At 69.8% G+C, this 12,106-nt stretch carries 10 protein-coding genes; 5 read left to right on the plus strand and 5 right to left on the minus strand.

The window, feature by feature from the left end:
• Positions 1 to 258 precede the first annotated feature (258 nt).
• Positions 259 to 675, plus strand: coding sequence for a nucleotide disphospho-sugar-binding domain-containing protein (locus IE157_RS13060; protein ID WP_404820560.1), 417 nt, complete (start codon positions 259 to 261; stop codon positions 673 to 675).
• Positions 676 to 733: 58 nt separating this feature from the next.
• Here the strand turns inward: IE157_RS13060 and IE157_RS03645 are convergent, their stop codons facing one another.
• Entirely contained in the window at positions 734 to 997 is a 264-nt protein-coding gene (locus tag IE157_RS03645; protein WP_193519121.1) for a ribbon-helix-helix domain-containing protein, read from the minus strand.
• Positions 998 to 1,001: 4 nt separating this feature from the next.
• Positions 1,002 to 1,232, minus strand: a complete 231-nt coding sequence (locus IE157_RS03650) for a hypothetical protein (protein WP_318281289.1) — start codon at positions 1,230 to 1,232, stop codon at positions 1,002 to 1,004.
• 156 nt (positions 1,233 to 1,388) lie between these two features.
• Here IE157_RS03650 and pta point away from each other — a divergent pair, with 156 nt between their 5' ends.
• Together pta and IE157_RS03660 are read left to right on the plus strand one after the other, a co-directional pair.
• Complete coding sequence (gene pta / locus IE157_RS03655; protein ID WP_193519122.1) at positions 1,389 to 3,482, plus strand: phosphate acetyltransferase; 2,094 nt, start codon at positions 1,389 to 1,391, stop codon at positions 3,480 to 3,482.
• A gap of 118 nt (positions 3,483 to 3,600) precedes the next feature.
• Positions 3,601 to 4,833 carry an acetate/propionate family kinase gene (locus IE157_RS03660; protein ID WP_193519123.1) on the plus strand — a complete coding sequence of 411 codons (1,233 nt, stop codon included), beginning with the start codon at positions 3,601 to 3,603 and terminating at the stop codon, positions 4,831 to 4,833.
• Between the two features lie 130 nt (positions 4,834 to 4,963).
• On the opposite strand, the gene IE157_RS03665 is transcribed toward IE157_RS03660, so the two are convergent.
• Positions 4,964 to 5,467: a phosphoribosyltransferase gene (locus tag IE157_RS03665; protein ID WP_064846448.1), complete on the minus strand. Its 504-nt coding sequence runs from the start codon at positions 5,465 to 5,467 to the stop codon at positions 4,964 to 4,966.
• A gap of 98 nt (positions 5,468 to 5,565) precedes the next feature.
• Here IE157_RS03665 and IE157_RS03670 point away from each other — a divergent pair, with 98 nt between their 5' ends.
• The gene (locus IE157_RS03670) at positions 5,566 to 7,128 is read left to right on the plus strand and encodes a nucleobase:cation symporter-2 family protein (protein ID WP_193519124.1); all 1,563 of its coding nucleotides are present in this window, start codon (positions 5,566 to 5,568) and stop codon (positions 7,126 to 7,128) included.
• 169 nt (positions 7,129 to 7,297) lie between these two features.
• Here IE157_RS03670 and IE157_RS03675 read toward each other — a convergent pair whose 3' ends face one another.
• Both IE157_RS03675 and IE157_RS03680 read right to left on the minus strand, forming a co-directional pair.
• Entirely contained in the window at positions 7,298 to 9,100 is a 1,803-nt protein-coding gene (locus IE157_RS03675) for an ABC-ATPase domain-containing protein (RefSeq protein WP_193519125.1), read from the minus strand.
• Positions 9,101 to 9,231: 131 nt separating this feature from the next.
• Positions 9,232 to 10,470: an MFS transporter gene (locus tag IE157_RS03680; protein WP_193519126.1), complete on the minus strand. Its 1,239-nt coding sequence runs from the start codon at positions 10,468 to 10,470 to the stop codon at positions 9,232 to 9,234.
• Between the two features lie 75 nt (positions 10,471 to 10,545).
• Between IE157_RS03680 and IE157_RS03685 the strand changes: the two genes are divergently transcribed.
• The gene (locus IE157_RS03685) at positions 10,546 to 11,598 is read left to right on the plus strand and encodes a hypothetical protein (RefSeq protein WP_193519127.1); all 1,053 of its coding nucleotides are present in this window, start codon (positions 10,546 to 10,548) and stop codon (positions 11,596 to 11,598) included.
• Positions 11,599 to 12,106 lie beyond the last annotated feature (508 nt).

Below are 12,106 nucleotides of genomic sequence, written 5' to 3' on the forward strand. Positions count from 1 at the left end.
CCACGACACGCCGTGGGCTTCACGGCGCACGGTCACCGCAACTCGTCATCGCTCAAGGCGTTCCAGCGTTCGAACCGCCGCGGCCGGATCTACCCACCCACGTGCACTTCATGGGTGATCTCGCGGCAGGTACACGGGGTGCTGAGGTTCATCCGGCGTGGTCGGATGCCCTCGATCCGAGTCGCCCCGTCATTCACGTGAGCGAAGGCACGTTGGGCCGAGATCGAGGATCTTTGGTGGGGCGCACGGTTGAGGCCCTTGCGGACGAGCCGATGCAAATCGTGGTCGGCGGCCGCCACTGGGCCGAGCGTCTTCCGGATTCGGTCATCGCTGCGGAGTGGGTGCCGCAAGACCTGTTGTTCCCCCGTTACCGACCTGTTCGTAACCAATGTCGGATACGGGGGCATGATGGCCGCGTTGTCGCACGGAGTCCCCGTGCTCGCGGTGCCGCCGTCCACTGAGAAGTGGGTGGGCGCCGGGAATATGGTGAACAGTGGCCCGGGTTTGCGGCTTCAGGTGAAGGAGGCCGCCCCTGGCGTCATGAAACGCAGGGTTGGCACACTGCTGACGGATCCCACTTTTCGGGCAGCCGCGAGGAGAGTGGCGCACGCCATGGACCGCGCAGGCGGTGCCGAACGAGCGGCGGAACTGTGCGAAACGATTGCCCGCCCGTAGGCTGCCGAGAGCATCTGAACCAATAGTGCACTGCGTCCAGTTTCCCGGACCCGTGTCGTCAGAGCGCGTCGATGAGTTCGCGCATCAGCTGGGAAGGCGTGGTGTGCCGCTCCCGCGCCGCCTCATCCAACTTCGCGCGCCGCGCGGCGTCCAGACGGAGCGTGAAAGGACGCGCCTGAGCGCCCACACTGATGGGACGTCCGGGCACCGAGGGACCGACATGTCCACCCGTGTACCCCTGCTCGGATTCCGCTTCGGCGGCCCACTGTTCGATGTCTTCGTCCGTGAACGGAGTACCGTTCACATCGCTATACCTGCTCATGTGCCTACCTCCTCAGCCCTACCTCGATGAGAACTCTCTTGGTCGCAGCCATGGCGTGGAACACCAGCCATCCGTCAGGCTCGTCCTCGACCGTGATGAACTCCAACAACCGCCCACTGGCATCGGTCCCGACGCCCACCCACTGCACCGGGTGAGTCTCGCGCGCCCGGGACCGCAACGTGCCCTCGAACGCCTGAATCACATCTGCCGCCGTGATGTCGGGATGCCGCGCCATGGTCCTGGGATGCACATGGACACGCATCATGCCTCGCTCCATCAATTCGTACTACAAGATTGTAGTACGAAACCGTCCCGATGGAGCGACTCGTGGTCGGAGGCGGGTTCCCTAGACTGGGACGTATAGCCGGTCGACCGTGAGGGAGCTCGTTCCATGACGCAGGGCATCTACATTTCCGCCATGACACCGCGGAGCGGCAAGACGCTGGTGGCACTGGGCCTCGCGGACACCATGTTCAAGCGCACGGACGCCCTGGGTTTCTTCCGTCCGGTCTTCGACGGCGCGGCACCGGAAGACGACTCCGTCCTGCAGCTCATGAAGCGCACCTTCGACCTCCCGGACTCCCGGTGCCGGGGCGCGGTGTCTCTGGAGCGCTGCCGCGAGATCCTCGCCTCCGGTGAGCACGACGACCTCGACTCCGCCGCCATGGCCGTGTACTCCGAGATGGCGCTGGAGTGCGATGTGATCGTCGTGGACGGCACCGACCTGCTGGCCCACAACGCTGTCACCGCCGAGTTCGACCTCAACGCCCGCCTGGCCAACAACATGGGCTGCTCCGTGGCCGCGGTGATCGGAGCCCACGAGTCCGGACGTGTGAAGGACGTGCTCAACGCGATCGACGTGACCCGCACCGAGCTGCGCCAGGCCGGGTGCGACATCTACGCCGTGATCGTCAACCGCGCGGACCCGGAGCAGGCGGAGCAGATCCGCCGGGAGGCCAAGCCCGGCAACCACAACCTCCCCGCGTACGTGATCCCGGAGATCCCCGCGATCTCGAACCCCACCGTCGCCGAGCTCGTGGATGCCCAGGGCTACGGCACGGACTTCAACTCCACGTCCCTGGACCGCGACATCAAGGCCGTGAAGGTGGCCGCGATGACCGCCGGGAACTTCCTGGACCAGATCGCGGACGGGGACCTGGTGATCACCCCCGGGGACCGGACGGACGTGGTCTCGGCGACCCTGGCGTCGTCGTTCGCCTCGACCCTGCCCGTGCCCGCGGGAATGTTGCTCACGGGCGGGTTCCACCCCGAGGGCGCGGTCGCGTCCTTGCTGGCCGCGGCGCCGTTCCCCGTGCTGACCACAGACCAGGACACGTTCTCCACCGCGGAGGCCGTGGGCACCACGCGCGGTACCCTGGCCGGCGCCCACTCCCGCAAGATCGCCGCCGCGCGCGGCGCGTGGGCCGAGTACGTGGACAGCGACGAACTCTCCGACCGGCTCTCCCTGCCGCGACCCGTCAAGCGCACGCCGCTGCGTTTCCTCCACGAGCTCGTGGAATCCGCGCGCGCGGACCGCAAGCACATCGTGCTGCCCGAGGGTGACGACCCCCGCATCCTGCGCGCCGCGGAGATGATCCACCGCCGCAACTTCTGCGACCTCACCGTGCTGGGCGAACCCGAGAGCGTTCGGGCGCTCGCACAGTCGGAGGGCATCGATCTCGACTTCGACGCCGAGGGTCTGCACGTCGTCGACTTTCAGCACGACGCCGCACTGCGCGAGAAATACGCCGACGAGTACGTGAAACTGCGCTCCCACAAGGGTGTGAGCAAGGAACAGGCCCTCGAACGGATGACCGACGGTTCCTACTTCGGGACCATGATGGTGCAGATGGGGGACGTGGACGGAATGGTCTCCGGAGCGGCCCACACGACCGCCAACACCATCCGCCCCGCCCTGGAATTCGTGAAGACCCGCGAGGGCGTACACATCGTCTCCTCCGTGTTCTTCATGCTGCTCGCGGACCGCGTGCTGGTCTACGGCGACTGCGCCGTGAACCCAAACCCGGACGAGCAGGCCCTCGCGGACATCGCCCTCGCCTCCGCCCAGACCGCCCGGGAGTTCGGAGTGGAGCCGCGCGTGGCCATGCTCTCCTACTCCACCGGCGGGTCCGGTTCCGGGGAGGACGTGGAGCGCGTACGCGCCGCGACCGACCTCGTGCGCGAGGCCCACCCCGATTTCGAGGTCGAGGGGCCCATCCAGTACGACGCCGCCGTGGATGCCTCGATCGCCAAGTCCAAGCTCCCGGGGTCGAACGTGGCCGGACAGGCCACCGTGTTCGTGTTCCCGGACCTGAACACGGGCAACAACACGTACAAGGCCGTACAGCAGTCGGCGGGCGCGGTGGCCGTGGGGCCCGTGCTCCAGGGACTGCGCAAACCCGTGAACGACCTCTCGCGCGGGTGCACCGTGGACGACGTCGTCAACACGGTCGCAATCACCGCGATCCAAGCACAAACGCTGTGACGACACGGCGGCCCCGCGCGCGGGGTCGCCGTGCCCGCGTTGGTGACGCAGCGGCGTCGTCAACCCCGAACTCCGCCACTGGCAACCGCGGCCCGCGCGCCGCCGAAGGGAAACCACCATGCTCGTACTGGTCGTCAACTGCGGCTCGTCCTCCATCAAGTACCAGGTGCGGGAGGTCGAACCGGCGGACGGGGAACCGCAGGCCTACACTTCCTCCATGCCCGCGATCGACGAGAACGTCCCCCTCGCCACGGCCACGGCGGGAATGACCGGCGGCGAGGTGATCACCAAGGGGCTGATCGAGAACATCGGCACGTCGGAGATCCAGGACCACACCCAGGCCCTGGAAATCCTCGCCCAGCGTCTGGACGAAGAGCTCGGCGGGCGCACCATCGACGCCGCGGGCCACCGCGTGGTGCACGGTGGCGAGCGCTTCTCCGCCCCCGTGTTGGTGAACAACGAGATCATCCGGGCGATCGAGCGGCTGGCCCCGCTGGCACCGCTGCACAACCCCGCGCATGCCCTGGGACTGCGGGCCATCCAGAAGACCTATCCGGGGATGCCCCAGGTGTGCGTGTTCGACACCGCCTTCCACCGCACGATGCCCGAGAAGGCCTGGCGCTACGCCGTCCCCGAGCAGTGGTACGAGCTACACGGGATGCGCCGCTACGGTTTCCACGGCACCTCGCACGACTACGTGACCGGCAAGGCTTGCGAGTTCCTGGGCATCCCGCGGGAGCAGTTCAACACCGTGGTGGCCCACCTGGGCAACGGCGCCTCGGCCACCGCCATCCGCGAGGGCCGCTCCTACGACACCTCCATGGGCTACACCCCCCTGGCCGGACTGGTCATGGGCACCCGCAGCGGGGACCTGGACCCCTCCGTGGTCACCGCCATGCTGGAGCGCAACCCCGGGATGAGCGCCCAGGACATGAACCGGATCCTCAACAACGAGTCCGGTCTGCAGGGCGTCTGCGGGGACTCGGACATGCGGGCCGTGGCGCAGCGGGCCAGCTCCGGGGACCGGCGGGCGCAGCTCGCACTGGACATGGCCGCCTACCGCCTGGCGAAGTACATCGGCGGCTACCACGTGGCAGTCGGTGGAGCCCACGCGCTGATCTTCACGGCGGGCATCGGCGAGAACTCCCCCAAGTTCCGCGCCCTGGTGTGCGACCAGTTGGGCGCGCTCGGGATCACCCTGGACCCCACGCTCAACGAGGCCCCCCGGGGGGACGTGGCCCGCATCAGTGCGGAGACCTCCGCAATCGAGGTCCTCGTGGTGGCCACGGACGAGGAGCGGGCCATCGCGGAGGCCACGGCCGGGCTGGTGTGGGAGCGGGTCAAGAAGTAGCACCTCGCGCACCAGACCCCCACGCCCCGCCCCCGCAATCGCGTGCTGTAACGGAGCAGGTGCCATCTACTGTTCGGTAGACGGCACCTGCTGAGTTTTTGCAGCGCGCGGGGCGGCGCCGACGGGCGGATCAGCCCTGCTTGGTCACCGGCTCCTGCGCGGACCACGGGAAGACAATCCACTCGTCCGTGGACTTCCAGGAGAAGTCCGGACGGACCTCCGAGCGGGGCTTCTCGTAGACCACGGCGGAGCGGCACTCGGCGCCATAGCCGCGCAGCAGCTCCAACACGAGGGAAAGGGTGCGTCCGGAGTCCACGACGTCGTCCACGACCAGCACCTTCTTGTCGCTGATGGAGTCCGTGTCCAGCATGGGGGCGAGCAGCACCGGGTCCGGAAGGGTCTCGTGGACGTCCGTGTAGAACTCGACGTTCACGGCGTCAGAGAGCTTCACGCCCATGGCGTAGGACAGCGCCCCGGCGGGCAGCAGACCACCGCGCGCCACCGCAATGATGATGTCTGGGACGAATTCCGAGTCCACGATCTGCTGGGCGAGTTCCCGGGTGGCGGTCCCGAACCCCTCCCAGGTCAGGATTTCCTTGTTGTCCAGTTCGGTGGAGTCCGCGTGAAAGGCCATTCCCGTAGGGTAGTCGGTTTTGCGCGGCGGGCACTGCACGCGCCGCGCCCGCCTACACTTTCTGTGTCCCCTCACGACTGCCCCGATCGAGGATCCTCATGCCCAGCAGCGCATCACCCGCCCTTTCCCACGAGCGGGGGTCCCGCCCCGAGGACGAACGGCTGGGCGCCGGGCGCACCGTGGCGTACGCCGTGCAGCACATCCTCACCATGTACGGCGGTCTGATCGCCGTGCCGCTCGTGGTGGCCAGTGCCGCCGGGTACGACGCCGCCACCACCGCCCTGCTCGTGGCCGCCGCCCTGTTCGTGGGCGGGTTCGCCACGTTCCTGCAGGCGTGGGGGCTGCCGCGGATCGGTTCCCAGCTGCCGCTCGTGCAGGGGGTCTCCTTCACCGGGATCGCCACGATGCTGTCCGTGCTGGCCTCGGGGGGCGGCATCCAGTCGGTGATGGGCTCCATCATGGTGGCCTCCGCCTTCGGGTTCCTGGTGGCCCCCTTCTTTGCCCGCGTGCTGCGCTTCTTTCCGCCCGTGGTCACGGGGTCCATCATCACGACCATTGGCATCACCCTGGTGCCCGTGGCGGCGTCGTGGTCCATGGGCGGGGACGAGAAGGCACCCGGCTACGGCTCGCTGGGCAACATCGCCCTGGCGGGGGTCACGCTGCTTGCCGTGCTGCTACTGTCTAAGTTCGGCGGAGCGGTGCTGTCACGGCTGGCCATCCTGGTGGCGATCGTGGTGGGCACCGTGGTGGCGTGGGCCACCGGCATGGCGGACTTTTCGCACGTGGGGCAGGGGCCGTGGGTTGCGCTGCCCTCCCCCTTCCACTTCGGTGCACCCACGTTCCACATGGCGGCGATCGTGGCCATGGGCATTGTGATCCTGGTGAACATGGCGGAGACCACCGCTGACATCCTGGCCCTGTCCGAGATCACGGGCTCGCGCATCAACTCGGCACGCATCGCGGACGGGCTGCGCGCGGACATGCTGTCCTCCGCCGTGGCGCCGGTGTTCAACTCCTTCACGCAGACGGCGTTCGTGCAGAACGTGGGCCTGGTGGCGATCACCAAGGTCAAGAGCCGCTACGTGGTGGCCCTGGGTGGCGTGTTCATGGTGCTGCTGGGCATGCTGCCCGTGCTCGGCCAGGTCATCGCCGCCATCCCCCTGCCGGTGATGGGCGGTGCGGGCTTCGTGCTCTTCGGCACCGTGATGTCCTCGGGCATCCGCACGCTGGCCCGCGTGGACTACCGCGGCGGCATGAACCTGATCATCGTGGCCGTCTCCCTGTCCTTCGGCATGGTCCCGATCGTGGTCCCCACCTTCTACGATGCGTTCCCCGACTGGGTGGGCATCATCTTCTCTTCCGGTATCTCGTCCGCCGCCGTGGCCGCGCTGGTCATGAACTTCTTCTTCAACGAGATGGGCCGCAGCCGGCGCACCACCGAGGCCATGGGCATGAACACCGTGGGGCTGCGGGTGCTCTCCCCGCGCGAGGCCGGCGCACTGCAGGACGGCGACCAGTTCGTGGACGGCCGCCTGCTGGATGCCCAGGGGCAGGAGATCCCGTTCGCGTCCTCCCAGGAGCAGTACGAGTCGGTGCGCGAACGCATCAACGCGGGCGAGCTGACTTCGCTGGAGGACATTCGCCGCGCGGTGGATAACTAACCCCGGACGACGTCGCTCCCCACCTGCGCGCCTCTCCTCCCCTTCTCCTCCGCGAGTCTCGGCCTGTGCACCGCCGGTGCTCCACCGCCGCGGATTTCTGCCCCTACTCTGCCCCGAGAGAGCAGCCGTACGAGGGGACGCACACCGCTGCCGGGTCACGCGCTGCCCCTCATCGGCGCACCCGGTGGTAGGCCGCCACTACGTCCTGCGCACGGGGCAGCGCCAGATGTCCCGGGTGGCCCCTGTGGTGGGCCAGGGCGTCCAGTCCGTCCCGCACCACCCGTTCCAGGGCCGCGTCCACCAGCTCGGTCAGAGGAGTGCGGCCGTTGGCCGTGCGCTCGACCTCCTCCAGAAGCCGCGCAATCGCTTCCGTCTGCGAAGGGTCCACGAGCTGGCTCAGAGCGGAGAGGTCCACGTCCTCGCGGCCCCGCTGGATGGTGTCGAGACCGCGAGCGCGAGCGGGTTTGTCCCTGCCGCCCCGCTGGGCGGCGCCATGTCGCGGACCGGACCGGGAGACGTCGTGCCCCGCGGCACCTAGTCCGGACGGGGTGGCACCGCGTTCGGCCGGGACCGTGCCGGGCGCTTCCGGGGCGCCGCCAGGAACGTGCGGGCGGATCTCCCCGAAGGATGCCGCAGGACGCATGTCCTCGGGGCGCGGGAAGTCCCGCACCACCTGCCGGGCGCGGTCGGTGACATCCACGGCGCGGTAGGCGTCCATGGCTATCACCAGGTCCGCGACGTCCAGGAACGCCCCGGAGCCACCCGTGACCAGGATCGAAGACACCCCACGCTCCGTGTAGAGGGCCCCCACGCGGTCCACGAACGGGGTGATGGGCTCGCGTTCGCCCGGAACCATGGCCCGCATCCGCTCGTCCCGCACCATGAGGTTGGTGGCGCACGTGTCCTCGTCCAGCAGGAGCACCGCCGCCTGCGCCTCGACGGCCTCCACAGTAGCGGCCGCCTGGGACGTGGAGCCGGAGGCGTTGGACGTGCTGAAGTCGCGGGTGTCCGCGCCGGTGGGCAGGTTGTTGATGAACGGCGAGACGTCCGTGTTGCTCACGGCCCGGCCGTCCTCCGCGCGCACGGACATGGCGCTCGGCAGGGTGACCACGCGTTCGCGGCCGTCGCCAGGCACGTGGCTGTAGACCCCGCGCTCCAGGGCCTGCAGCAGCGTGGACTTGCCGTGGTAGCCGCCACCCACGACCACCGTGACGCCCTCGGGGATCCCCATGCCGCTCACGGTCGACCCGTCTTCGAGCTCGAGCTCCACGCGCAGCTCCGGAGGCGTCTCGAACGGGACGGCGCCCCGGGCCAGCGGTTCGTCCCGGTGCCCGGAGGCGCGCGGCAGCACGGCGCTGTCCGCGACGAACGCCACGAGTCCACGCTGCGGCAGCTGCTTCCGCAGGTGCTGGGCGTCCAGGTGGGAGGTCACGTGGGCCTGCAGGGCGCGGGCGTCCAGGTTCTCGTACCGCAGCGCGCGCTCGACGACGCCCGGCAACACCTCGGTGAGCAGCCGGTGCGCGGCATGGCCCCTGATGCGGCGGCCCGCGGCGGGCAGGGCGATCTCGCAGCGCACCTCCACGTGCGCATCCGTGGCCGCGGGGTCCGGCACCACGACGGACGAGCGCTCGAGGATCTCCTGGCCAGTGCTCTGGATGGAGATCCCGCCCGAGTCCTTGCCACCGCGCGGGCCCAGCTCACGGGCGGCACGGGAGAACTGCCGGGTGAGGAAGTCCCCGGCCGCCACGCGTCGGTCCTTCGAGGCGATCAGCTCACTCGGGATCCCCGTGCTGCGCAGGGGCAGCCGCACGCGCGCGAGGGACGGCGGGGCGTACGGGTCCGACTGCACGCGGTCCAGGACGAGCTCCACCTCCCCGAGCCGCCACAAACCCTTGAGCTGCTTGTACGCGCTGTAACTGCTGCCATCCAGGCGGCGGAGGGTCTGCGAGAGGTCCGTGCGAGGTGTGCTCATGGGTCCATCGCACCACATGTGCGGGGGCCGGGGCACGCGGCAGGGCCGCCTCCCCGTGCGGTTTCCCACAAGCAACGGGCCGGGGGACCAGGCCCAAGCGAGCGCTGCGCGCCCCGGGCCCCGTTCACATCTCAGGCTCTGCGTGCCTGCACCCGCCCGAGCACCAGCGCGGCCACAAAGCACAGCACGTATGCCCCAGCGACGGCGGCCCATCCGGCGGTGAACGCCTCCGTGAGGTCCACGAGCTGGCCCACCACCACGGGCCCCAGCGCGAAGCCCAGGTACATCCCGGTGGCCACCAGTCCGGACGCCACACCGATCCGTTCCCCGGACACGGCGGCGACGATTCCCGAGTTGATCACCACGTTTGCGGCCAGCGGCAGCGCGGCGTGGAAGGCGACGCCCAGCCACATGAGCCAGTGCTGCTGCGTCGTCTCCGCGAGCACGAGCAGCCCGAGCCCCACGATCCCGCCCAGGCTCATGACCTGGATCAGCGGTGCGGGTCTGCCGAGCCTGCCGGTCACCCGGCCCCACCCGATCCGGCTTCCGATCCCGATCACCCCCATCATGCCCAGCAGCAACCCGGCCACCGTGACGGTGTACCCCATGGCCCGCACCGCGAACAGGGACGCGTACACGTTCACGCCCTGCGTGCCCACCGCGTTGAGGAAGGACGTCAGCGTCAGCAGCCACACCGCGGGCGGCAGCGCCCCCGACGACGCCGCGGCGGAGGGCGCGACGGGAGAGGGAGCGGGCGGCGTCGTCGGGGTGTTCTCTCGGGCGCGGCGCTGCAGCCGGGTGACCACGGTCCACCCCGTGATGAGCAGGGGAGCGCACAGCAGCGCGCCGAACAGTGCGGCACCCCGCCACCCGAACGCCGCGCCCGCCACCGGGAACGTGAGGCCCGCGACCAGCAGACCCACTTGCACCCCGGACTGCTTCCACCCCATCCACGCGGAGCGCTGGGCCAGCGGCACGCGCTGCGCGACGATGCGGTTGGTCACCGGGTTGGAAAAGGACTGCGCGAGACCCGCAATCAGGGCCGCGACCAGCAGCATGGCGTAGGACTGCCACGTGGCGCTGAGCAGGAACGCCACCAGCACACCCCCGAAGATCAGGGTGAGCTGCACGCGGGTGTCAATGCGGTCCGCGAGCACTCCCAGCAGCGGCGCCGCGAGACCCGCTACCACGAACACCGCCGTGATGATGAACCCATACTGCCCCTCGGTGATCCCGTAGCTCTCCACGATGGTGGCGCTCAGCGCACCCACCCCGTAGTTGAACACCGGCCCGGCGGCCATTGCGGCCATGAGCACCACCAGCAGGATTCCGGGGGCCTTGCGCGTCGGCGCGGATGGGGTGCGGGTCACAGTCGATCACCCTAGCCCCGCACCGCGCCCTCGACCTCCCGTAGGCTTTCCCCACGACTGAGAAAGGCGGACGTCATGAGTGACTCACTGGATCCGGAGCTCGCCCGGGCCCTGCAGGAACCGGCGCGGCTGGTGCGCGCGGACCCTGCACTGCTGGACACGGTCCGCCAGGCGGGTTCCCCTGCCCAGGCGGAACTGATGCGCCGCGTTTCAGACGTGCGCACCGTGGAGGACCGGTACGCGGCGGCCGCCATGCTCGCCGCCCTCTTCGGCCACCGCGGCCCGCTGGACCAGGCCGCCCACGGCTACGGCAGCACCCCGCCGTCCGAACTGCTCGCGCTCGCGGACGTCCCGGCGCTCCAGCCCGCCCTGCGGGAATCCCTGTCCTCCCCCGTCCGCACCGGCCTGCTGGAGTGGGCCACCACCGCGGACCCTTCTCACCCGCCCCTCGAACTCGCCATGGCGGCCCGGGATCTCGGGCTGTCCGACACTGCAGTGCTGCGTTCCGTCGCGGATCGCGCGGACCAGGTTGCCCACGACGCAGCACCCGCGCAGCGGGAGCCACTGGTCCGTTTCTCGGAAGTGCTGCGCGCGGCGGCGGACAACCCCCGGGACGGCGGAGCGGCGGCGTCGTCCGCGCCCGGTTCGATGCCGACGCCGCAGGGTCCCGTCGGCTCGCAGGGCCCCGCAGTCACGACCACCGGCATCCCGGCCTCCGAGATGCTGGGTGAGGACGAGCTGGACGAGCCCTCCCGGCCCGGACATCGCTACCCGGGCGAGGGTGTGCCCGTGCGCGACTCGATCGCGGGCCCCGGCGCCAACGCACCGCGGCAGACCTGGGAGCCGGGCAGCCTCTCGGGACGTCCCACCGGCGGCGAGTCCCAGGACGGGAACGACGCCGCCCACCCGGCCGGTCCCTCGGGCTCGCCCGACCGCCACGGACCGCCGGTGCCCCCGCGCGAACCGTCCACCAACGAGCTGTACTACGGCGTGGGCAGCGACCGGTACGCGGACCGGGACCCGGACAGCGAGCAGACCCGGGCCGAGGACCGCCACGTGGCCCGCAACTGGGCCATCGTGTTCGCAGTGATCGTGGCGGTCATCGTGGTGCTGGTGCTCCTGTTCTGACCGCTTCAGGACCGCCGACCCCCGCCGGGCCGGTAGGTTGGCCAGATCCGCCAGGCCCTGCCTGTTGCGCCACCCGATCGAGTCCAGCTGCCCGTCGGTGAGCGGCTCGGTCATCAGCGCGTAGTCGGAGACCGGGACGGTCTTGAGCCTGTCGCGCTCGAGCAGGGACGGGAACACGTTGGTGGCCAGCACGGCACGAGGCGCCCCCACGAGCCCGGCGTCGGTGCGGGCCACCACGCCGTCACCCGAGGTGTCCAGCTCGGTCACGCGGCTGTATTCGTGGATCCCGCCACCCAGCTCCATGACCACCCGGGCCAGTGTGGCGGGGTGGACCATGGCACACGCCCGCTTCCTCCACCGCCCGGCAAGGTACGTGGGGAGTGGACCTGCCCACGCACCGCGCTCATCCAGGAAGACGCTGGAACCGTCCTCGGCAGTAGGCTCGTTCAGCCACCGCACCCGGTGAGGTTCCACGGCCAGGTTGAGAGTACCCGTGCGCTCGAAGTCC

The sequence above is a fragment of the Kocuria marina genome (assembly GCA_014652975.1).
GTDB lineage: Bacteria > Actinomycetota > Actinomycetes > Actinomycetales > Micrococcaceae > Kocuria > Kocuria marina.

Excerpts from the sequence above, each read along its gene's own strand:
- IE157_RS03645 (WP_193519121.1), bottom strand. The coding sequence starts at position 997 with ATGAGCAGGTATAGCGATGTGAACGGTACTCCGTTCACGGACGAAGAC.
- IE157_RS03650 (WP_318281289.1), bottom strand. The coding sequence starts at position 1,232 with ATGGCGCGGCATCCCGACATCACGGCGGCAGATGTGATTCAGGCGTTC.
- pta (WP_193519122.1), top strand. The coding sequence starts at position 1,389 with ATGACGCAGGGCATCTACATTTCCGCCATGACACCGCGGAGCGGCAAG.
- IE157_RS03660 (WP_193519123.1), top strand. The coding sequence starts at position 3,601 with ATGCTCGTACTGGTCGTCAACTGCGGCTCGTCCTCCATCAAGTACCAG.
- IE157_RS03665 (WP_064846448.1), bottom strand. The coding sequence starts at position 5,467 with ATGGCCTTTCACGCGGACTCCACCGAACTGGACAACAAGGAAATCCTG.
- IE157_RS03670 (WP_193519124.1), top strand. The coding sequence starts at position 5,566 with ATGCCCAGCAGCGCATCACCCGCCCTTTCCCACGAGCGGGGGTCCCGC.
- IE157_RS03675 (WP_193519125.1), bottom strand. The coding sequence starts at position 9,100 with ATGAGCACACCTCGCACGGACCTCTCGCAGACCCTCCGCCGCCTGGAT.
- IE157_RS03685 (WP_193519127.1), top strand. The coding sequence starts at position 10,546 with ATGAGTGACTCACTGGATCCGGAGCTCGCCCGGGCCCTGCAGGAACCG.